Source organism: Qipengyuania pelagi, assembly GCF_009827295.1.
In the GTDB taxonomy this organism is placed as follows: domain Bacteria; phylum Pseudomonadota; class Alphaproteobacteria; order Sphingomonadales; family Sphingomonadaceae; genus Qipengyuania; species Qipengyuania pelagi.
Window position 1 is genome coordinate 26,585 of sequence record NZ_WTYD01000004.1, and the last position, 20,727, is coordinate 47,311.

General features: G+C 65.4%; 23 protein-coding genes. 9 read left to right on the plus strand and 14 right to left on the minus strand.

Annotation, left to right across the window (positions count from 1 at the left end; translation table 11 throughout):
- Nucleotides 1-38: 38 nt before the first annotated feature.
- Nucleotides 39-791: a glycoside hydrolase family 25 protein gene (locus GRI47_RS14065; protein WP_160661999.1), complete on the minus strand. Its 753-nt coding sequence runs from the start codon at nt 789-791 to the stop codon at nt 39-41.
- 4 nt (nt 792-795) lie between these two features.
- On the minus strand, nt 796-1,314 hold the full coding sequence (locus GRI47_RS14070) for a UPF0262 family protein (protein WP_202387606.1): 519 nt from the start codon (nt 1,312-1,314) through the stop codon (nt 796-798).
- A gap of 167 nt (nt 1,315-1,481) precedes the next feature.
- Between GRI47_RS14070 and GRI47_RS14075 the strand changes: the two genes are divergently transcribed.
- A complete protein-coding gene (locus tag GRI47_RS14075; protein ID WP_160662000.1) occupies nt 1,482-3,011 on the plus strand; it encodes a replicative DNA helicase in 1,530 nt (509 codons plus the stop codon).
- A gap of 12 nt (nt 3,012-3,023) precedes the next feature.
- On the opposite strand, the gene GRI47_RS14080 is transcribed toward GRI47_RS14075, so the two are convergent.
- Nucleotides 3,024-4,235, minus strand: coding sequence for a phospholipase D-like domain-containing protein (locus tag GRI47_RS14080; protein ID WP_160662001.1), 1,212 nt, complete (start codon nt 4,233-4,235; stop codon nt 3,024-3,026).
- A gap of 109 nt (nt 4,236-4,344) precedes the next feature.
- Here GRI47_RS14080 and rpoZ point away from each other — a divergent pair, with 109 nt between their 5' ends.
- Nucleotides 4,345-4,689 (plus strand): DNA-directed RNA polymerase subunit omega, encoded by a 345-nt coding sequence (rpoZ, locus tag GRI47_RS14085; protein WP_160662002.1) that lies wholly within the window; start codon nt 4,345-4,347, stop codon nt 4,687-4,689.
- Between the two features lie 78 nt (nt 4,690-4,767).
- Here rpoZ and GRI47_RS14090 read toward each other — a convergent pair whose 3' ends face one another.
- Nucleotides 4,768-5,001: a DUF3072 domain-containing protein gene (locus GRI47_RS14090; protein WP_160662003.1), complete on the minus strand. Its 234-nt coding sequence runs from the start codon at nt 4,999-5,001 to the stop codon at nt 4,768-4,770.
- A 98-nt stretch (nt 5,002-5,099) separates the two neighbouring features.
- On the opposite strand from GRI47_RS14090, the gene GRI47_RS14095 reads away from it, so the two are divergent.
- Entirely contained in the window at nt 5,100-6,191 is a 1,092-nt protein-coding gene (locus GRI47_RS14095) for a DUF3667 domain-containing protein (RefSeq protein ID WP_160662004.1), read from the plus strand.
- An 18-nt stretch (nt 6,192-6,209) separates the two neighbouring features.
- Here GRI47_RS14095 and GRI47_RS14100 read toward each other — a convergent pair whose 3' ends face one another.
- The 5 genes from GRI47_RS14100 to GRI47_RS14120 form a co-directional block, all read right to left on the minus strand.
- The gene (locus tag GRI47_RS14100) at nt 6,210-6,593 is read right to left on the minus strand and encodes a hypothetical protein (protein WP_160662005.1); all 384 of its coding nucleotides are present in this window, start codon (nt 6,591-6,593) and stop codon (nt 6,210-6,212) included.
- An 86-nt stretch (nt 6,594-6,679) separates the two neighbouring features.
- Entirely contained in the window at nt 6,680-8,644 is a 1,965-nt protein-coding gene (ftsH, locus tag GRI47_RS14105) for an ATP-dependent zinc metalloprotease FtsH (RefSeq protein WP_160662006.1), read from the minus strand.
- A 93-nt stretch (nt 8,645-8,737) separates the two neighbouring features.
- Nucleotides 8,738-9,406 carry an exopolysaccharide biosynthesis protein gene (locus tag GRI47_RS14110; RefSeq protein ID WP_337190713.1) on the minus strand — a complete coding sequence of 223 codons (669 nt, stop codon included), beginning with the start codon at nt 9,404-9,406 and terminating at the stop codon, nt 8,738-8,740.
- Nucleotides 9,407-9,416: 10 nt separating this feature from the next.
- Nucleotides 9,417-9,872: a MaoC family dehydratase gene (locus GRI47_RS14115; RefSeq protein ID WP_160662007.1), complete on the minus strand. Its 456-nt coding sequence runs from the start codon at nt 9,870-9,872 to the stop codon at nt 9,417-9,419.
- Nucleotides 9,872-11,290: an aldehyde dehydrogenase family protein gene (locus GRI47_RS14120; protein WP_160662008.1), complete on the minus strand. Its 1,419-nt coding sequence runs from the start codon at nt 11,288-11,290 to the stop codon at nt 9,872-9,874. Before GRI47_RS14120 ends, GRI47_RS14115 begins: the two co-directional genes overlap by 1 nt.
- Before the next feature lie 101 nt (nt 11,291-11,391).
- On the opposite strand from GRI47_RS14120, the gene GRI47_RS14125 reads away from it, so the two are divergent.
- A complete protein-coding gene (locus tag GRI47_RS14125) occupies nt 11,392-12,036 on the plus strand; it encodes a flavin reductase family protein (protein ID WP_160662009.1) in 645 nt (214 codons plus the stop codon).
- Between the two features lie 66 nt (nt 12,037-12,102).
- Nucleotides 12,103-12,885 (plus strand): enoyl-CoA hydratase-related protein, encoded by a 783-nt coding sequence (locus GRI47_RS14130; RefSeq protein WP_160662010.1) that lies wholly within the window; start codon nt 12,103-12,105, stop codon nt 12,883-12,885.
- Between the two features lie 128 nt (nt 12,886-13,013).
- On the opposite strand, the gene GRI47_RS14135 is transcribed toward GRI47_RS14130, so the two are convergent.
- On the minus strand, nt 13,014-14,438 hold the full coding sequence (locus GRI47_RS14135) for an aldehyde dehydrogenase family protein (protein WP_160662011.1): 1,425 nt from the start codon (nt 14,436-14,438) through the stop codon (nt 13,014-13,016).
- A 174-nt stretch (nt 14,439-14,612) separates the two neighbouring features.
- Here GRI47_RS14135 and GRI47_RS14140 point away from each other — a divergent pair, with 174 nt between their 5' ends.
- Genes GRI47_RS14140 through GRI47_RS14155 form a run of 4 tightly spaced genes read left to right on the plus strand, consistent with a single transcriptional unit; the run spans nt 14,613 to nt 17,193 of the window.
- Complete coding sequence (locus tag GRI47_RS14140; RefSeq protein ID WP_160662012.1) at nt 14,613-15,563, plus strand: calcium/sodium antiporter; 951 nt, start codon at nt 14,613-14,615, stop codon at nt 15,561-15,563.
- On the plus strand, nt 15,560-16,006 hold the full coding sequence (locus GRI47_RS14145; protein WP_160662013.1) for a YeeE/YedE family protein: 447 nt from the start codon (nt 15,560-15,562) through the stop codon (nt 16,004-16,006). Before GRI47_RS14140 ends, GRI47_RS14145 begins: the two co-directional genes overlap by 4 nt.
- Nucleotides 16,006-16,413, plus strand: coding sequence for a DUF6691 family protein (locus tag GRI47_RS14150; protein ID WP_160662043.1), 408 nt, complete (start codon nt 16,006-16,008; stop codon nt 16,411-16,413). The genes GRI47_RS14145 and GRI47_RS14150 overlap by 1 nt, the downstream gene beginning before the upstream one ends.
- Nucleotides 16,414-16,467: 54 nt before the next feature.
- Nucleotides 16,468-17,193 (plus strand): EcsC family protein, encoded by a 726-nt coding sequence (locus GRI47_RS14155; protein ID WP_160662014.1) that lies wholly within the window; start codon nt 16,468-16,470, stop codon nt 17,191-17,193.
- Here GRI47_RS14155 and GRI47_RS14160 read toward each other — a convergent pair.
- From GRI47_RS14160 to GRI47_RS14175, 4 genes are read right to left on the minus strand one after another with little or no spacing between them, the layout of a single operon-like run.
- Nucleotides 17,190-18,023 carry a metal ABC transporter permease gene (locus tag GRI47_RS14160; RefSeq protein ID WP_160662044.1) on the minus strand — a complete coding sequence of 278 codons (834 nt, stop codon included), beginning with the start codon at nt 18,021-18,023 and terminating at the stop codon, nt 17,190-17,192. The genes GRI47_RS14155 and GRI47_RS14160 overlap by 4 nt on opposite strands.
- Nucleotides 18,023-18,883 (minus strand): metal ABC transporter permease, encoded by an 861-nt coding sequence (locus tag GRI47_RS14165; protein WP_160662015.1) that lies wholly within the window; start codon nt 18,881-18,883, stop codon nt 18,023-18,025. The genes GRI47_RS14160 and GRI47_RS14165 overlap by 1 nt, the downstream gene beginning before the upstream one ends.
- Entirely contained in the window at nt 18,880-19,722 is an 843-nt protein-coding gene (locus GRI47_RS14170; protein ID WP_160662016.1) for a manganese/iron ABC transporter ATP-binding protein, read from the minus strand. The genes GRI47_RS14165 and GRI47_RS14170 overlap by 4 nt, the downstream gene beginning before the upstream one ends.
- Complete coding sequence (locus GRI47_RS14175; RefSeq protein ID WP_272916533.1) at nt 19,719-20,666, minus strand: metal ABC transporter substrate-binding protein; 948 nt, start codon at nt 20,664-20,666, stop codon at nt 19,719-19,721. Before GRI47_RS14175 ends, GRI47_RS14170 begins: the two co-directional genes overlap by 4 nt.
- Nucleotides 20,667-20,727: the final 61 nt, after the last annotated feature.

Sequence of the window (20,727 nt, forward strand, 5' to 3'; positions counted from 1 at the left end):
CCGCGCGGCTTGTCGAAGGTCTACGGCCTTATCGGTCTTCAGGGGCGCACGACCACCCAGCGCAGCGGACCTTCCGCCGCCTCGGTCTGCAATTCGCCATTGGCGGTCCATAACAGCCAGGGCCGACCGCCATAATCGGGTTCGAACCAGTCCCGCTCCAGCCACAGATTGCGCTCGATCCGCGCGGCGATTCCGTATCGCTCCTCGAATTGCGGCGAAATCTTCAGGATCAGGGGCTGTCCCGCATGAGCCTCGATCTGGTTGACCAGCGTCATCAGCTCGCTCTGGATCGCGGCGCGGCTGACGCGTTCGGGGCAATCTTCCGAGGTCCGCTCCAATGCGAGCACAGGGGGCAGCATGTCGGCATCGCGCGGCACCATGGTGACGAAATTGGCCGATTGCCCGTCGGCTGCCACGCAGGGGTCGAATATGTGGACTGCCCCCACCTGCAGGCCGGCCTGCCGTGCCGCATCGACATTGTCGGGAAAGGCGCGATCCTGGGTGCGGGCGCCCTCGCTCGCTTCGAGATAGACGAAATTCGCGCCCAGCCCGCTCAACGTCGCGAAGGCAACTGCCCCGTCCCGCGCGCCGACCAAGGCGCCCTGGTCGGGCCATTCCGCCTCGTCCGGGCGCCAGCTGCGCGCTTCCCACCAGCCCCACGCTCCGGCGATTACCGCCAGCAGCACAAGCACCGCGAGCGCGTGGGCGAAGCGGCTCGTGCCCCCCTTGCGGCTGGAGCGAGTGCGTCTGGCCCCGGTACGGCCGGGCCGCCTGCGAGATGCGCGCGCCATCCGCTCAGCCCTTGATGTGGAGGACGCAGATGAGCGTGAAGAGCCGCCGCGCGGTGGCGAAATCGGTGTCTATCTTGCCTTCCAGCCGCTCCATCAAAAGCTCGGCGGCACGATTGTGTACGCCGCGCCGGGCCATGTCGATGGTCTCGATCTCGGCAGCGGTGGCCTTGCGGATCGCTTGGTAATAGCTGTCGCAAATCGCGAAATAATCGCGGATCGGCCGACGGAAGCGCGCCAGGCCGAGGACCAATTGTTCGCTGACCTCACCGCCCTCCTGCGCGATGGTCAGCGCCAGCCGCCCGTCCTGCACGGCGAGCGTCAGATCGTAGGGGCCCAGCGCCCCACGCTCCGCCGCGCGCAGCGGTTTGAAGGTGTTTTCCTCGATCAGGTCGAAGATCGCGACACGGCGCTCCTGCTCGATATCGGCATTGCGCCAGATAATCGTATCCTCGTCCAGTTCGATCGAGGCGATCCTGAAGTCCGCGCCGGGCGGGGTCGGGGGAGGAGGCATTGAGTCGGCCATGATGCTGGCTTCGCCATCGCAGACACAGCGGGTCGGGGACAAGGCTTGATCGCGCGTCGAGGAATTTTGCGTCCCCGAGAGACCTATCCACATCAACCCACAGGGGAATTCGGGAGGCCCTGAAACGCGCCCTTTCACCCCGCCGCCACTTCCCGCATGATGGCCGGATGCCCGATAATACTGTCCTCCTGCGCCCCTCCGATTCGAACGAGTCCGCGTCCCCGGAAAGGGAGCAGACCCGCGCTTTGCCGTCGAATCTCGAAGCCGAAGCCGCATTTCTCGGCGCGGTCCTGATCGACAACAAGGTGATTGAGGAATTGCAGACCCCGATCAGTCCGGGCCATTTCCACGAGCCCGTCCACCAGCGCATCTACGAACGCGTGCTGAAATTGATCGAGCGCAACTCGATCGCCACTCCGGTGACGCTGAAACCCTATTTCGAACAGGACGAGGCGCTGAAGGCGCTGGGCGGGACGGTCTATCTCGCCAAGCTGACCGCCGATGGCCAGGGCCTGCTCGCCCCGCGCGAACTGGCAGGGCAGATCTACGATCTCGCGCTGCTGCGCGAACTGGTCAGCGTGGGGCGCAACCTCGTCGAAGGCGCGCTCGACACGTCGGACGAGGTCGCGCCGATGGAGCAGATCGCCAAGGCGGAAGCGAGCCTGTTCCAGGTCGCCGAAGGCGCCACCACGGGCAGCCAGGCCGAGGATTTCCGCACCGCCTCGATCGCGGCGCTGAAAATGGCCGAGGCGGCGATGAATTCGGGCGGCGGCCTGTCGGGCAAGACCACCGGGCTCGAAGTGATCGACGACAAGACGGCGGGCCTCCACGGGTCCGACCTCATCATCCTCGCCGGACGACCGGGCATGGGCAAGACCTCGCTCGCCACCAATATCGCCTTCAACTGCGCCGAGGCGCATATGGAATGGCAGCGCGAAGGCGGCGCCTATAATTACGGTGGTCCGGTCGCCTTCTTCAGCCTCGAAATGAGCGCCGACCAGCTCGCCACGCGTATCCTCGCCGAACAGGCCGAGATCACCAGCGAGGCTCTGCGATCGGGCAAGATCACCCGCGACGAATTCCAGAAACTGAGCTTCGCCAGCCAGCGCCTCGCGGAACTCCCGCTCTATATCGACGACACGCCTGCGCTGACGATCGCGGCGCTGCGCACGCGCGCCAGACGGCTGAAGCGGCGCCACGATATCGGCCTGATCGTGGTCGACTATCTCCAGCTGTTGCAGGGCGCAGGCCGCGCGAGCGACAACCGCGTCAACGAGATTTCGGAGATCAGCCGCGGATTGAAGACGCTCGCCAAGGAGCTGAACGTGCCGGTGATCGCCCTATCGCAGCTGTCGCGTGCCGTCGAACAGCGCGAGGACAAGCGGCCAATGCTGTCCGATCTGCGCGAATCGGGCTCGATCGAACAGGACGCCGACATGGTGTGGTTCATCTATCGCGGCGATTATTATCACGAGGCGCTGCGCCCCGACATGCCCGGCCCCGAAAGCTCGCCCGACGTGCTGGAGAAATACCGGATCTGGGAAGAACGCTATCTCGAACTGCGCAACCGGGCGACGCTGATCGTGGCGAAGCAGCGCCACGGTTCGACCGGCAACGTGCCGCTCCATTTCCACAGCGAGATCACCAAGTTCACCTCGCCCGCCAAGCGCGATTATTCGGACTGGGGCGAAGGATAGGGCGCGTTCGGGTCAAAGCCCCAGATTGAGCCCGCGCGACACGTTGTAATCCATTACCGTCACCAGGAACCAGCTGACATTCCAGCGTATCCGGTTCCAAAGGCTCGCCTCGCGCCTGTGCTGGTCTGACGTGATCCGGTTCGAGGCGTCTTCATGCGCGGCGATGAAGTCGCGCATCGTGTCCGCCAGCCCCCTGTCCTCGATCCGCAGCATCAGTTCGAGATTGATATAGAGGCTGCGCATGTCGAAATTCGCGCTGCCGAGATAGACCGCATCGTCGAGCACGACGATCTTCATATGCAGCTTGCAGGGTGCGAATTCGAAGATGTGCGCCCGTTTCCTGAGCAGGTAGTCATAGAGCGAGCGCGTCGCCCCGATGGTGGCGCCATTGTCGCTCTTCGCCGCCATGATCAGCCGGGTCTCGCCCTTCTGGGCGATCCGCCCGATCCGGCGCAGCAGCTTCATCGGCGGCGAGAAATAGGCCATCACCATGTCCAGCCGCCGCCCTTCTTCGAGGTCGCGCTGGACACATTGCGCCCAGCTGGACAGGTGCCGGCTCGGCCCCCCGATCAGCAATCGCACCGCGCCTTCGCCGCCATCCCATTGGCTGACCGTGCGCTTGATGGCGCGGAACTGCGCTTCGGAATCGGCGATCCAGGTATCGAGTTTGTCCAGCCAGCGATCGAGCAGGTCGACGGCCGAGCCTTCGACGGTCAAGCCTAGATCGTGCCAGCCATTCTGGTCCGGCGGGGCGAAATAGCCTTTCTCGACATTGAAGCCGCCGATCATCGCGCGCGCGCGGTCGGCGATGGCAAGCTTCTGGTGGTTGCGGATCAGATAACGGCGGCTCCATTTGGCCTGGAAGCGGGTGAAGCGCCCGCCCGCCTCGACGAGCGGCGCGAAGAAGTCGTCATCGACCTTGTCCGATCCGAAGCCGTCGATCGCGAGCGAGACGGCGACGCCGCGCTGCGCCGCGCGGACCAGGGCATCGCGCACGCGCTCCCCGCACGCATCGTCCCCATACATGTAATAGAAGGCGCGGAAACTCGTCTCCGCGCCGTCGATCAAAGCGACCAGAGCATCCAGCCGGTCCTGGCCGGCGGGGTAGAAGGTAAGCGACTGCCCCTGCGCTTCGACGGTGAAAGGCTCGGCATCCTGCCATGCCGCCGCCCTTTCGCTGGAAGCCTGACTATCGCGGTCCGGGAGGGGGGCTGGTTGCGCCATCTTCCGCCTTCTAGGCGAAGCGACAGGCTGGGCGCAATTCCTTGACTCATCGGCAGTGACGCTCTAACTCGCGCGCTTCCCTGGAATTCCTGACTTTCTCGAGTGCTGCATGGCGCGCGTCACCGTCGAAGATTGCGTAGACAAGGTTCCCAACCGGTTCGATCTGGTCCTGCTCGCCGCCCAGCGCGCGCGCGAGATCTCGGGCGGCGCGGAACTGACCATCGAGCGCGATCGCGACAAGAACCCGGTCGTGGCCCTGCGCGAAATCGCGGAACAGACCGTCAAGCCGAAGGATCTGATGGAAGCCTCGGTCGTCAATCTGCAGAAGATCCTGCCCGATGACGAGGACGATGCGGACGAGGTCGGCTCGCTCAGCCAGTCGGCCGAAGCGCTGCGGATCACCGCATCCGCCCCGACCCGTTCGACCTCGATCGGCGCCGATTACGAGGGTTGATCTCGGGGGCTGATACCCTCGCATCAGACAGAAAAAAGGCCGCCCCTGTCCGGGCGGCCTTTTTCGTTTCTGCTTGGTTTATTGGCCGCGCCCGGTCTCGCCCTGCAATTCGTCGATCATCTTCGATGCGTCCGCCTTGCTCAGTTCGGTGTCGTAGCGCTCGGGGCAGCCCGCTTCCTCGCACAAAGTCTTGAGATAGCTCGCCTGCGCGCCGGTCATCCGCTCGTCGCCCGTGGTCCAGTCATCCGGGTCCTTTTCGGCGTTGGAGACCGGATCGGATTTGGGATGCTCGTTCGGTCGGGTGGCAGTCATCTATAATCTCCTTTCCTGACCGAACGCCGATGTTCGACAAATGTTCCAACTGGACGCGGGCGGCCCTGCCGCGATAAGGGCATGGGCGGAGGGCAATCATGAGCGATTTTGGCGATGGCATCGGCACCGCTGTCGAAGGGGGCCTGTTCGCGCGAGCGGTGGGCGCGGGAAGCAAGGCGAATGCCGCGAACGGCCAGCCGCTCGATCACGGCCATTTCGCCGAGAGCGCCTGCCTCAATTGCGGCACGGCGCTACAGAGACCGCATTGCCACCAATGCGGCCAAGCGGCGCATCTTCACCGCACGCTGGGCGCCTTCATGCACGATCTCCTGCACGGGGCGCTGCATTTCGAAGGCAAGACCTGGAAAACCCTGCCCATGCTGGTGGCGAAGCCGGGCGAATTGACCCGCCGCTATATCGAGGGGGAGCGGGCGCGGTTCGTGTCGCCGATGGCGCTGTTCCTGTTCACCATCTTCCTGATGTTCGCCATCTTTCAGGCGATCGGGCTGACGACGCCGACCGAGCTTAATCCGGGCGCGAATATGCGCCAGACGCTGGAAACCGCGGAGCAGGCGTTGGAGGCCGAGCGGGTCGAGGCCCAGGCTGAACTCGCCGCCCTCGCCCCCGACGCGCCCGAGCGGACCGCCGCCGCGGAACGTGTTGCGAAGGCGGATCAGAGCATCGCCGATTTGCGCCGCAGCGAAGAGGTTCTGGCCGAGCAGGATATCATGGCGGGCGATTTCACCACCGGCACGACCGGGATCGCATTCATCGATCACGGACTGGAGAAATGGCAGAAGAACCCCGGCCTGATGCTCTACAAATTGCAGGCCAACGGGTACAAGTTCAGCTGGCTGTTGATCCCGATCTCGGTGCCGTTCGTGTGGATGCTGTTCCTGTGGCGGCCCGGCTTCCGCGCCTACGATCATGCGATTTTCGTGACCTATTCGATCGCCTTCATGTCGCTGTTTTTCATCGTCCTGTCGCTGGCGATCAAGGCCGGAGCGCCCGAGTGGTTATACGGCACGCTGCTGTTCTTCGCGCCGCCGATCCATATCTACAAACAGCTGCGCGGCGCCTATTCGCTCAGCCGGTTTTCGGCCTTCTGGCGATTGAATGCGCTGCTGTTTTTCATCATCGTCGTGGCGGTGGTGTTCTTCAACCTGCTGCTGGTGATCGGCGCGTTCTGAGGGCGGCTGCGATGCCGGTCAGGTGCAGGGGTATTCGCGCACCAGAGCGCTGCGCCATGCCTGGACGAGCGTGACGCGCTTGCGTTGGGCTTCCGGCACCCGGCCCAGCATGTCGACGACCATCTGCGGCGACATCCCCTTCTTGCGCTGCGCTTCGCTGACGCAATAGATCGGCGCGCCCCGGCTTTTCGCCGCCTCGTTCTCGTCCCGCACGCGCTCGCCCGCATCCTTCATCGCCGCCATGGCCGGACGGGTGCGCTTGTCGAACATCGCCTTCATACCCTTCGCGCTCAGATCCTTCGCGTCGAGATAGAAGCTCTGGGCATTGACGTCACCGGGCGCGGCCTGCGCCGCAGCAGGGCCGAGGATCAGCGCGCCGAGGACAAGAATACGGGTAGACATACAGAAAAGCTCCGGCCGACTTGTGTCGGGCGGAGCTTTTCCTGTCCTTCGGATGAACGCGGGTTGAAGCGTTCGCGGTAGTGGGATCAGGCGCCCGCAGGCGCTCCCTCGCCAGAGCCGCCGAACTTGCGGCCCGCCTTGGGAACCGCACTGCCCGACACCGGCTTGACCGCGATCGGCCCCTTGGGCTGGTCGGGCCGGTCGAGCTTGCCGTCCTTCAAGAGCTGGTCGATCTCGTCACCCGTCAGCGTCTCATATTCGAGCATCGCCTGGGCGAGCAGGTGCAGCTTGTCCTCCTGATCGGTGAGGATATCGGTCGCGCGCTTGAGACCATCTTCGACCAGGCGCTTGATCTCTTCATCGATCAGCTTGTTGGTTTCCGCGCCCGACATGGTCCGCGCGGTCTGGCCCATGCCGAGATAGCCTTCCTGGCTCTGCTCGTACTGCAACGGCCCGAGCTTGTCGGACATGCCCCATTTGGTGACCATGTTGCGGGCAAGGTCGGTGGCGTACTGGATGTCGCCCGACGCCCCGCTCGACACCTTGTCGTGGCCGAAGATGATCTCTTCCGCCACGCGCCCGCCCATGGCGACCGCGAGGTTCGCGTGCATCTTGTCGCGATGATACGAGTAATTGTCCCGTTCCGGCAGGCGCATCACCATGCCCAGCGCGCGGCCGCGTGGGATGATCGTCGCCTTGTGGATCGGGTCCGATGCCGGCTCGTTCAGCGAGACGAGCGCGTGGCCCGCCTCGTGATAGGCGGTCATCTTCTTCTCGTCCTCGGTCATGACCATGCTGCGGCGTTCGGCGCCCATCATGACCTTGTCCTTGGCATCCTCGAATTCCTGCATCGCGACGAGGCGCTTGTTGCGGCGTGCCGCCAGCAGCGCGGCTTCGTTGCACAGATTCGCAAGGTCCGCGCCCGAAAAGCCCGGCGTGCCGCGCGCGATGGTACGCGGATTGACGTCGGGCGCCAGGGGAAGCTTCTTCATGTGGACGGCAAGGATCTTCTCGCGGCCTTCGATGTCGGGCACGGGCACCACGACCTGACGGTCGAAACGGCCCGGACGCAGGAGCGCGGGGTCGAGCACGTCGGGGCGGTTCGTCGCCGCGATGATGATGATGCCTTCATTGGCCTCGAAGCCGTCCATCTCGACCAGGAGCTGGTTCAGCGTCTGCTCGCGCTCGTCATTCGAATTGCCGAGACCGTGGCCGCGCGAACGGCCGACCGCGTCGATTTCGTCGATGAAGAGGATGCAGGGCGCGTTCTTCTTCGCCTGTTCGAACATGTCGCGCACGCGGCTCGCGCCGACGCCCACGAACATCTCAACGAAGTCCGACCCCGAAATGGTGAAGAAGGGCACGCCCGCCTCTCCGGCGATGGCGCGCGCGAGCAGCGTCTTACCCGTACCGGGAGACCCGACAAGCAGCGCGCCCTTGGGGATCTGGCCGCCCAATTTGGAGAAGCGCGACGGATCTTTTAGGAACTCGACGATCTCTTCGAGTTCCTCGCGCGCCTCGTCGATGCCCGCGACGTCGTCAAAGGTCACCTTGCCCTGACGCTCGGTCAAAAGCTTGGCCTTCGATTTGCCGAAGCCCATCGCCCCGCCCGCGCCGCCGCCCTTCTGCACCTGGCGCAGCGCGAAGAAAGCGATGCCGAGGATGAGAATGAAGGGGAGCGACTGGATGAGGATGTAGGTCAGGACCCCCATTTCCTCCTTCGCCGCGCCCGAATAGGACACGCCGTTCTCGTCGAGCAATTGGGTCAGCGAAGTGTCGTTGGCGACCGGAACGGTGCTGAACGCATCGCCATTGGTCAGTGTGCCCGAAATGCGGTCTTCCGAAATCTGCACGTCGCGCACGGTGCCTTCGGCCACGCGATCGCGGAAATCGGAATAGCCAATCGCATCGCCCGCAGGCTGGCCGCTATTGCCGAACACCGAGACGACGACCAGCAGCGCGAGGAACACGCCGCCCCATACCATCAGGCTCTTCACCCAGGGGTTGGGGCCGTTGCCCTGCGGATCGTCGGGATTGTTCTGATCGCTCATGTCGGGAAGGGTCCTTTCGCCCCATCTATGTAGGCGCGAAGGTATGAATGGCAAGTTGCTGGTGACGATCGCGATCGGCACGCGATCGGGCCGTCAGAACGGCAGGAAACTCCCGGTTTCGTCGGAGCCGAGATAGAGATAGACGCCGATCGAGGACGCAAGGCCCGCGAAGATCAGCGCGCTCAGCAACAGCGCGCCATCGCGCACCGTCAAGGCGAGGCCGATCATCACGATGGCGAGCATCGGAAGGGTGCTGGCGAAGGGCAGCAATTCGAGCGGCGGAACCGTGCAGCACAGCGCGATCACGACCACGCCCGCGAAGCGCAGCCAGATACCGGTGGTCAAGGCCTCCAGCCGGTCCTGGCTATGCTCGTCGAGCCAGGCTCCGAGCTTGCGCAATTTCGCCACCGCCTTGTGCAGCTTGTCGCTGGCGACGGAGCGGTTCTGGACGAATTCCGGCATCCAGATATGTTCGCGCCCCAGGACCAGCTGCGCGGCGATCACGGCGATGAAGAGCGCCAGCGCGGTCGGCACGCCGGGGATGCCGCCAAGGGGGCTGATCTCGATCAGGGCGGGGATCATCATGAACGGGCCGAAGCTGCGGCGCCCGAAATCGTCGAGCACATCGCGCACGCAGACCTGATCGCCCTTGTCGGCAAGCCCGTCGAGTTCGTCGAGGACGTCCTCTACGCTGGCGGGTTCATGGTCCAGTGTGCCTCTCCTCCTGCGCCCACCAACGAGCGAGGAGGAAAAGAGGTCCACGGACAAGCGGTTATGCCTGGTCGGCCTTCTTGAGGAGCGCCGAACGTTCGCAGCGGCACACGACCTCGCCGCGCTGGTTGATAGCCTCGTGCAGGAAGGTAACGATCCCGGTATCGGGGCGCGATTTGCTTGGGCGCAAACCGATCACCTCGCTCGTCGCATGGAGCGTATCGCCGATGAAGACCGGCTTCGGCATCACGAGCTTGTCGTAACCGAGATTGGCGACCAGCGTCCCCAGCGTCGTATCCCCCACGCTCAGCCCCACCATCAGCGAGAAGGTGAAGGTCCCGTTGACGAGGATCTGGCCGAACTCGCTTGCCCTCGCCGCTTCCGCATCGAGATGGAGCGGCTGGGGGTTGTGGGTCATGGTGGTAAAGAGGAGATTGTCCGTCTCCGTCACCGTGCGGCGGATCTCGTGCTCGATCCGGTCGCCGACCGCCCATTCGTCGAAATGGCGGCCTGCCATCAGCTGTGGCCCATCACGGCTTTGACTTCGAGGAAGTCGTGGAAGCCGAATTCGCCCCATTCGCGGCCATTGCCCGATTTCTTGTAGCCGCCGAACGCCGCATTCATGTCATAGCCGCCATTGATGGCGACGCGCCCTGCGCGGATGCGCTTGGCTAGGCTGCGGGCGGTTTCGATATCCTCGCCCGTGATCGCGCTGGCGAGGCCGTATTCGGTGTCGTTGGCGATGCGGATCGCGTCGTCGTAATCCTCGTAGCCGAGGATGGTCAGAACCGGCCCGAAGATTTCCTCGCGCGCGATCGTCATGTCGTTGGTGACATCGGCGAAGACGGTCGGCTTGACGTAATGGCCGGTTTCGAGGCCCTCTGGCTTGCCCGGTCCGCCCGCGACCAAAGTCGCGCCTTCCTCGATCCCCTTTTCGATCAGGCCCTGGATTTTGTCCCACTGCTGGCGGCTGACCACCGGGCCGATCGCAGCATTGCCCTTGGGATCGCCGGGAATCACGCCCTCGGCGGCTTCCTTCGCGGCGGCCTTGGCTTCTTCCAAGCGGGCGTGCGGCACGAGCATCCGGCTGGGCGCGGTGCAGGTCTGGCCCGAATTGCCCATCATCGCGGTGGTCCCGCGCATCACGGACTTGGTGAAGGCGCTGTCGTCGAGCACGATGTTCGGGCTCTTGCCGCCCAGTTCCTGCGCCACGCGCTTGACCGTGTCGGCAGCGTTCTTGGCGATCAGGACACCGGCGCGGGTCGATCCGGTGAAGCTGACCATGTCGATATCGGGATGGCCGCTGATCGCCTCGCCCACGCCGGGCCCGTCACCATTGATGAGGTTGAAGACGCCTGCGGGTACGCCCGCCGCATCCATGATTTCGGCGAAGATATAGGCGTTGAAGGGCGCGATCTCGCTGGGTTTGAGGAGCATGGTATTGCCCGTAGCCAGCGCGGGGAAGACCTTGCAGGCGATCTGGTTGAGCGGCCAGTTCCAGGGCGTGATCATGCCGACGACGCCGATCGGTTCCCAGACATGGAGGGTCGGCCCGTCCTGGCGTTCGAATTCGAAGCGTTCGAGGATGTCGATCGCAGTCGCGCAGTGGCCGGCGAGGAGGCCGACATGCGGCCCGTTGGCGAGCGACATCGGCGCGCCCATCTCGTCGCTGACCGCCGTGGCCAGCTCTTCCTTGCGGTTCTCGATCTCGGCCTGGATGGCGCGCAGCAGGGTCAAGCGTTCCTCGCGGCTCGTCTGGCTGAAGCTTTCGAAGGCGCGGCGCGCGGCCTTTACCGCCTTGTCGACGTCGGCCTTGGTGCCGAAGCTGATATGGCCGATCGTTTCTTCGGTGGCCGGGTTCTCGACCGGGCGCGTGTCCTCGCTGACGGGGTCGACCCACTGGCCGTCGATATAGAATTGGGTGCAGTCGCGCATATCCGATCTCCTCTTTGCGAGGGACAGGTAGCGATGAGAGAAGGCTCCTGCAACGCGTGCGGGCTTGCCAAGCGGCCCGCAAATCCCCACCGGGTGGCGCGATGCAGCCTGTCGAGCCAGCCGATCCCGCAAGCCTGCGCCGCGCCTTTCGCGATGCGCTGGGCTCGTTCGCGACCGGGGTGACGATCGCGACCACGCTGGCGGAAGACGAAGCGCCGGTGGGCGTCACCGCCAGCAGCTTCAATTCGGTCAGCCTCGACCCGCCGCTGGTCCTGTGGTCGCTGGCGAAATCCGCCCAGTCGCGCGCGGCCTTCACCAGCAGCGGCCATTTCGCCGTCCATGTCCTCGCCGCCAGCCAGCAGGACCTGTCCGACCGCTTCGCCCGCTCGGGCGTGGACAAGTTCGCCGGGCTCGAATGGGAGGTGGGCGAATTGGGATCGCCCCTGTTCCCCGACTTCGCCGCGCGGTTCGAATGCAAGACCCGGCACGAATACGAAGGCGGCGACCACGTCATCCTCGTCGGCGAGGTGGTCGCGTTCGAAGCGAATGACGTGCCGCCGCTGCTCTTCCACGCCGGGTCCTACGCCCGGCGCCGCTTCCAGGCGCGCGATGCGGCGCAGGACATCTTGAACGAGGTCATCGCGGTCGAACACGCGCTGGAAAAGGTCGCGCGCGGCGATCTGCCGTCCGGGCGCATGGAGGAAATGCGGGCGCTGATGCGGCGGATCGTCGATCTTTCGAACTGATGCCTTGCGTGGCCGGACCGCGACGATAGGTTGCGGCCTGAAACCGTTCGAGCGGGAGAGAACAGGATGAGCTTCGAAACGATTACGACGGCGCGCGAGGGCGACGTGCTGACGATCACGCTGAACCGGCCCGAGCGGCTCAATGCCTGCCCGCCCGACATGGCGGACGAGATCTTCGCCGCGATCCGCGATTTGGACGGCGCGCGCGCGGTGCTGATCACCGGGGCGGGGCGTGCGTTCTGTTCGGGCGCGGACCTTGCCGCGCGGGGCGAGCGCTCGGTCGGAGGCGGCGAAGGCGCGTTCACCGCGCTCGGTCGCCATTACAATCCGATGGTCATGGCGCTTGCCAGCCTCCCCGTGCCGGTGATCGCGGCAGTCAACGGCCCGGCGGCGGGCATCGGCTGCTCGATCGCGCTGGCGGCGGATTTCGTGATCGCCGGATCGAGCGCCTATTTCCTCCAGGCCTTCGTCAATATCGGCCTCGTGCCCGATGGCGGGTCGAGCTGGATGCTGCCGCGCCTCGTCGGCAAGGCGCAGGCCACGCGGATGATGATGCTGGGCGAGAAGATCCCCGCCGAAGAGGCCGAACGGATCGGCCTCATCTACAAGACCGTCGCCGACGATGCGCTGATGGACGAGGCGAAGGCGCTGGCGACGAGGCTCGCGGGCGGACCGACCGTGGCGCTCGGCGCAATGAAACAGGCCATCCGGCGCGGGCTCGAAGCCGATTTTTCAACCACGCTCCAATACGAGGCCGAAGCGCAGCGCGTGGCGGGCAATTCCAAGGATGCGATGGAAGGCGGCATGGCCTTCCTCCAGAAGCGGAAACCGGAATTCAAGGGGGCGTAGGCCGCCCCCTTTTCCGCTATTCGTCATTCCCGCGCAGGCGGGAATTCAGGACCAGCGTTGCGCGCTGGATCCCCGCCTACGCGGGGATGACGGTGGATGAGTGCGGAAAAGGCCGACTTCCGCTCCGCCTACACCACCGCGTCGCGCTTGACCGTGATGACCTGCGGATAGGTGAATTCCTTCAACCCATCGATCCCGTATTCCGCGCCGAAGCCCGATTGCTTGTGCCCGCCAAAGGGCGCGAGGGGCGACAGGTGCATGAATTCGTTGATCCACACCGTCCCGGTTTCGAGCTGTTCGGCGATTTCGACCGCCGCGTCGGTATCCTTCGACCAGATCGCGCCCGCCAGCCCGTATTGCGACGCGTTGGCGCGCGCGATCGCCTCGTCCACGCTTGAAAACTTCATCAGCGGCATGACCGGGCCGAACTGTTCCTCGGCGACGATCCGCGCATCTTCCGGCGGATTGTCGAGGATGGTGATCGGCACGTAATATCCCGTGCCCGAAGGATCGGTGTCGCCGCCCGTCAGGAAGCTGTAGCCATTGTCCTTGGCGTCCTGGATCAGGTCGCAGACCCGCTCGAACTGCTTCCGGTTCTGGATCGGCCCGACCCCGGTGCCCTGCTGCGATCCGTCGCCGACGGTCACGCCCTTCGCATAATCGGCAATGGCCCTCGACAGATCGTCATAGATGTCTTCGTGGATGTAGATGCGCTTGGCCGCGATGCAGACCTGGCCGGCATTGGAGAAGCTCGACCAGAACAGCTGTTCGGCCACTTTCTCGACATCGGCATCGGGGAGGACGATAGAGGCGTCGTTGCCGCCCAGTTCGAGCGTGATGCGCTTCAGATCGCGCGCCGCGCCTTCCATGATCTTCTTGCCCGTCGCGGTCGATCCGGTGAAGGTGATCTTGTCGATCCCCGGATGCTCGGTGATGAGCGGGCCGAGGCTGTCTTCGCCGGTGATGATATTGACGGTCCCGGCGGGGACCACGTCCTTGATCAGTTCGGCGATGCGCAGGGTCGTCAGCGGCGTGAAGGGCGAGGGTTTCAGGACGATGGTGCAGCCAGCGACGAGGGCGGGCACGATCTTCTGGATCGCCATCATGATCGGGAAATTCCACGGCACGATCCCGCCGACCACGCCCACCGGCACACGGCGGGTGCGCGACAGGCGGGTGTCGTCGTCCTGATTGATGACATCGTCCAGCGTCAGCCCCGCCTGCGCCTTGGCGAGGCCCGCCGCGCCGTAGATCTCCTGCTGCGCCTGCGCGTGCGGCTTGCCCTGTTCGCTGGTCAGCAGGCGGAACAATTCGTCCGCATTGTCCTTGATCGCTGCCGCGATGCCGAGGACGACCTTCTGCCGCTCCTCCGGCGTGGTCTTGCGCCAGCTTTTGAAGGCGACCCGCGCCGCATCGACCGCACGATCCAATTCGCCCTTACCGCAGGCGGGGACCCGCGCGATCACCTGTTCGGTCGCCGGATTGACGACATCCAGCGTCGCGTCGGTCGTCACCATCTCGCCGCCGATCAGATTGGCATAGGTCGCGGTCATATCTCTCTCCTGTCGATCGCTCTTTTGTCTAGGACTAGGCCATCAAGGCCGCCGACGCCAGCGCATCACGACACTATGGCGCAGCGTAAATCGAGCGGTTAGGAGCGGCGAATGTGGTCGGGCTAGCGAGTTCGCCCGCAGCATTCGTTTCATACACTCTCACAGGCTCACGACATGGCATTCGCTGTATTTCTGGTCGTCATCGGTCTCGCCGCCTTGGTTTTCGGCGGTGAATTGCTGGTGCGCGGCTCCGTCCTGCTGGCGGTGAAGGCAAGGCTCTCGCCACTCGCCATCGGCGTCGTGGTGGTGGGCTTCGGCACCTCGATGCCCGAACTCGCGACCAGCGTCGAAGCGGTGCTCGCGGATGCGCCACAGCTCGCCTGGGGCAATATCGTCGGCTCCAATATCGCCAACACGCTGATGATTTTGGGCGGGGCGGCGCTCGTTTCGCCCTTCGTTCTGGGCGGCAAGGGGACGATCCGCGATCCGCTGGTGGGCGCGCTGGCAGCCTTGCTGTTGCTCGGTGCGACTGCGTTCGCCTGGGCCGGGACGCTGCTCGGTGCCGCGATGCTGCTGGCGCTGGCGATCTATCTCGTCGTCGCGCTGAAATCGGAACGCACCGCGCCCGTCGATCCCGAACTCGATCCCGAAAGCGCGGATCTGACCCCATCGGGATGGACCAGGCCCTCGCTGCTGACCATCGCCGGCCTCGCCATCCTGATCGCCGGCGGTCAGGCGCTGGTCAGCGGATCGATCGATCTTGCCCGCCTCGTCGGCCTCAGCGAGACGGTGATCGGGTTGACGGTCGTCGCCATCGGAACCTCGCTGCCCGAGCTGGTCGCTTCCGTCCTCGCCGCGCGCAAGGGGGAAAGCGAGCTGGCCTTCGGCAATGTCGCCGGTTCCAACCTCTACAATATTCTCTTCATCGGCGGCGCGACCATGCTGCTTGCGCCCGAACCGATCACGCGCGAGATGCTGCCGCTCGATCTGGGCGTGATGACCGGCGCGGCGCTGCTCCTCCTTGTCCTCGCCTGGGTGGCGAAGCGGGTGACGCGCTGGATGGGCGCGCTGATGGTGCTCGCCTACGCCGCCTATCTCGCGACGCTGGTGGTGCTTGCCTCATGACCCTGCCCGGCTTTCCTGATGCCGCCCCGCTCGACGGGTTTCTCGGTGGATTGATGATCGGCCTTGCCGCCGCGATCATGCTGCTCGGCCTGGGCAGGATCGCGGGCGTATCGGGGCTTGCCAGCCGGGCGATGCTGATCGAGCGCGGCGGCGCGCCCTGGCCGGTCGCGATTCTGTTCGTGGCGGGGCTGGTACTCGGCGCGATGCTGTTCGGATTGGCGGAACCGATCGAAGCGGTCTTCCCGCCGCATTGGGGCTGGCTGGTCGCGGGCGGATTGTTGGTCGGTTACGGCACGCGGCTGGGATCGGGCTGCACCAGCGGCCACGGCGTGTGCGGGATGAGCCGGCTGAGCCCGCGTTCGCTGGTGGCGACCGCGGCCTTCATGGCGAGCGGGATCGCGACGGTCGCGGTGGTCAATGCGCTGGGATATGGCTGGCGATGATGCGGGCGATCCTCGCGCTCGTTTCGGGAGCGATCTTCGGCGCGGGCCTCGCATTGTCGGGCATGATGAACCCGGCGCGGGTGCGCGGTTTCCTCGACCTGTTCGGGGACTGGGACCCGACGCTCGCTTTCGTGATGGGCGGCGCGATGCTGGTGATGGCGATCGCCTGGATGGTACAAAAACGCATGGCCGCGCCTGCGATCGGGCCGCGCTTCCATCTGCCCGGCACTGCCCTGATCGACCGCAGACTGATCGGCGGCGCGGTCCTGTTCGGGATCGGCTGGGGCCTTGCGGGCCTGTGCCCCGGCCCCGCCATCGCCTCGCTGGGCACTGCGCTCTTACCCGCCGCGATCTTCGTCGCCGCGATGCTGGCGGGGATGGGGCTGTTCAGGCTGACCGACCGCTAAGGCGCAGCGACTTGGCATTGGGGAACGCGATGGCGCCCCGTCCATTCGATCCGCATGGACATCGAACGCGAGCAACGCCGCTTCCGCACCGCCAAGCCCTCGCGCCTCGGTCGCGGGATCGAGCGACTGACTCACCCCTTCGGCAAGGCGATCGCCGGAATGATCCCGAAACGCGCGGTGGAGGCGGTATTGAAAGGTCTCGATCGTGCGGTCGGTATGCCGCAGCTGGTCCGCTTCACGCACGATCCGAACGATCTCCAAGCCGCGCACCAGGCCGCCAAGAGCGTCGCGCGCACGGCCCGCTCGGTCAGCGCCAGCACCGGCGCTGCCGCCGGTCTTGGCGGCGCGCTGTCGATGAGCGCGGACATCCCCGCCACGATCGGCATCGCCCTGCGCACGATCCGCGACACTGGTCGCGCTTACGGGTATGACGGCGAAGGTCCGGCGGAAAAGCTGTTCCGCCTTCAGATCCTCGAACTCGCCGCCCTCGACGATCCCGAGCAGCGCAGCCGCAGCATCGCCGATCTCGAAGCCGCGATCGGCCCGGACGGCACTCTGGTCGATGCCGAACACGAACAGATCGTGCCCATGGTCGATCAGGCGGTCGAGCGCATCTCGCGTGCAATCGCCTTCGCCAGCTTCCGCAGCCGGGCGGGCATGATCGTGCCCGTGGTCGGATCGGTCGTCGGAGGAATCGTCAATTCCTCGTTCCAGAACGATGTCGGCAAGGCGGCGCGCTTCGCCTTCCAGGCCCGCCGCCTCAAGCAGGCTGCTGATTAGTCGACGGCGAGGGCTCCATGTCTTCCGGTGCGCCGGGTTCGAGCCACGAAAACGACGACGAATATCGCGGTCAGCACCAGCACGATCGTCGGCGCGGGTGCGCTGTCGAGGAAGAAGCTGAGCCACACGCCCGCAAAAGTGGCCCCCACCGCCACCAGAACCGCAATCGGCAGCATCCGGGCGAACCGGTCGGTTATAAGAAACGCGATCGCGCCCGGCGCGATCAGCATGGCGATGGTCAGGATGATCCCCGTCGCTCTGAGCGCCCCCACGATGGTCAGGGCAAGGATGCACAAAAGTCCGTAATGCAAAAGCCGGGTCGAAAGGCCGATCGCCCGCGCCTGCTGAGGATCGAAAGCGTGGAGCAGCAGGTCGCGCCATTTGGCGATCAGGACGCCGCCGACCAGCAAGGCGATCGCGCCCGCCTCCACCACCTCGCCCCAATCGACGCCGAGCATGTTGCCGAACAGTATATGGTCGAGATGCACGTCGCTTTCGATCTTGGTGAACAGGACGATGCCGAGGCCGAACATCCCCGAAAAGACGACGCCCAGCAGCGTGTCTTCCTTGATCCGGCTGTTCTCCTTCAGATAGCCGACGCCGAGCGCGCAGGTCATCCCGGCTATGAAAGCTCCGATCGCCAGCGGCAGTCCGGCGACATAGGCCAGCACTACGCCGGGCAGGACCGCATGGCTGACCGCATCGCCCATCAGGGACCAGCCCTTCAGCACCAGAAAACAGGACAAGAGCGCGGCGGGCACCGCTACGCAGAACCCGATCAGGAAAGCCTGCTGCATGAATTCGAACGCGAAGGGCGCGACGGGGTCCATCACTGCGGCGCGGATACGAGCAGGCGCCGCCGCCGCGCGGCGAAGAGGCCGTGCTTGGGCGCGAACAGGAAGGCGATAAGGAACAGGATCGTCTGAAGGACCACGATCACGCCGCCGGTCGCCCCATCGAGAAAATAGCTGAGATAGGCGCCGACAAAGCTCGACAGCGCGCCGATCATGACGCTGATCGCGATCAAGCGCGGGAAGCGATCGGTGAGGAGATAGGCGGTCGCGCCGGGCGTCACGACGAGCGCGATGACGAGAAACGCGCCCACGGTCTGCAAGGCCGCCACCGTACAGGCGGCGAGCAGGGTGAAGAACAGGAGCTTGAGCCGCGCCGGATCGAGCCCGACGGCGCGCGCGTGGTTCTCGTCGAAGAAGGCCAGCATCAGGTCCTTCCATTTCATCGTCAGGATCGCGAGCGAGACGGTCGCGATGATGACGAGCTGGATCGTGTCGCTGGCGGTCACGGCGAGGATATTGCCCAGCACGATGGTCTGGACGTCGACCGATGTCGGCGAAAGCGACACCATGAACAGGCCCAGTCCGAAGAAGGAGGTGAAGATCAGGCCGATGATCGCATCCTCCTTCAACTTGGTCCGTCGGTTGAGGAACAGCATCGCTCCGGCGGCGAGGCCGCCCGAAAGGAACGCGCCCAGGGAAAACGGCAGGCCCAGCATATAGGCGCCCGCCACCCCCGGCACGATCGAATGCGACAGCGCGTCGCCGATCAGCGACCAGCCCTTCAGCATCAGGAAGGCCGACAGGAAAGCGCAGACCCCGCCCACCAGCGCGCTCACCGCCATGGCGTTGACCATGTAACTATAGGCGAAGGGTTCGATCAGCGCGCCGCCCGTCATGCCGGCCCGTGGTCATCGTCGTACAGCACCAGCGGATGCTCGTCGTCATAGAGCAGGGTGGAGGCGGCTTCCCCGTCGGGTTTCAGGGAAAAGCGGCGCAGCGTGCCCCCGAAGGTGCGGCGCAGATTGGCTTCGGTGAAGACCTCACCCGTAGGCCCGGCCGCGAGCACCGTCCGGTCGATCAAGACCGCGCGGTCGCAGAAGCGCGGGACCGAGCCGAGATTGTGCGTCGCCACCAGCATCACCCGCCCCTCGTCTCGCAATTCCTTCAAGAGCGCGACGATCGCATCCTCGGTGGTGACGTCGACGCCGGTGAATGGCTCGTCGAGCAGGATCACCTGCCCGTCCTGCGCCAGCGCCCGGGCGAGGAAGACGCGCTTCTTCTGCCCGCCCGACAATTCGCCGATCTGGCGCTTCGCGAAGGGCGTCATGCCGACCCGCTCGAGCGCTTCGGCGACCTTGGCCCTGTCGGCGGCACGCGCGATCCTGAACGGCCCCATCCGGCCATAGCGGCCCATCATCACCACATCCTCGACCAGGACGGGGAAGTTCCAGTCGACATCCTCGCTCTGGGGAACGTAGGCGACCAGCCCTTCCCTGAGCGCGCGGCGCACCGGGCGGTCGAGCACGCTGACCGATCCGCGCGCCACCGGAACGAAGCCCATGATCGCCTTGAACAGGGTGGACTTGCCCGCCCCGTTGACGCCGACCAGCGCGGTGATCGACCCCTTGGGAATGGCGAAGCTCGCATCCGACAGCGCCGTGTGCCCGTTGCGATAGGTCACGCTCGCATTGGCGACCCGGATGCCCGAGCCTTGGTCGGCAGCGTCCTCGCTCATCCCGTCAGACCGTCCGCGATCCGCTGCGCGGTGACGCGCAGGAGATCGATGTAGGTCGGCACCGGGCCGTCCGCCTCGCTGAGCGAATCGACATAGAGCACGCCGCCATACCGCGCCCCGGTCTCGCGTGCGACCTGGCGAGCGGGATCGGGCGAGATGGTGCTTTCGCTGAAGACGGTCGGGATCTGGTTCGCGCGCACCGCGTCGATCACGCGCCGGACCTGTTGCGGCGTGCCCTGCTGATCGGCGTTGATCGGCCAGAGATAAAGTTCGCGCAGGTCGAGATCGCGCGCCAGATAGCTAAAGGCGCCTTCGCTCGTGACCAGCCAGCGGCGCTCTTCCGGGATCGCGCGGAAGCGGGCTTGGATCGGCTCCAAGGCCTCGCTTATGCGCTGCTTGTAGGCGGCGGCGTTGCGGGCATAGGTCTGGGCGTTGGCGGGGTCGGCCTGCGCGAAGGCGGCGGCGATGTTGTCGACATAGATCTCGGCCGCATCGGGCGACATCCAGGCGTGCGGATTGGGCTTGCCGCTATAGGGTCCCTGCCCGATCCCGATCGGCTCGACCCCCTCCGACACTACCGCCTCCGGCACGTCACCCAGATTGTCGAGGAATTGCGCGAACCACAATTCGAGATTGAGGCCGTTCCACAGGATCAGGTCCGCATCCTGCGCCGCCACCAGATCGCGCGGCGTCGGCTGGTAATTGTGGATTTCGGCGCCGGGTTTGGTGATCGAAGTCACGACAGCCGCATCGCCCGCCACATTGCGCGCCATGTCGGCGATGATGGTGAAAGTGGTGACGACCTTGAAGCGCGTGTCCGTGCCGGTCTGGCTGCATCCGGGCAAAGTGGCGGCGGCGGCCATGCCCAGCCCGAGCCCCAGAACCGTGCGCCGCGTCAGCGCATCGGGTGAGCGCGGCCCGAGGTCTTTCGCGGACAGAGTCATGGTACGATTCCCATCGAAGGGACGGTGATGCCCCGAAGCGGGCTCGGCTGGCAAGCCGCCG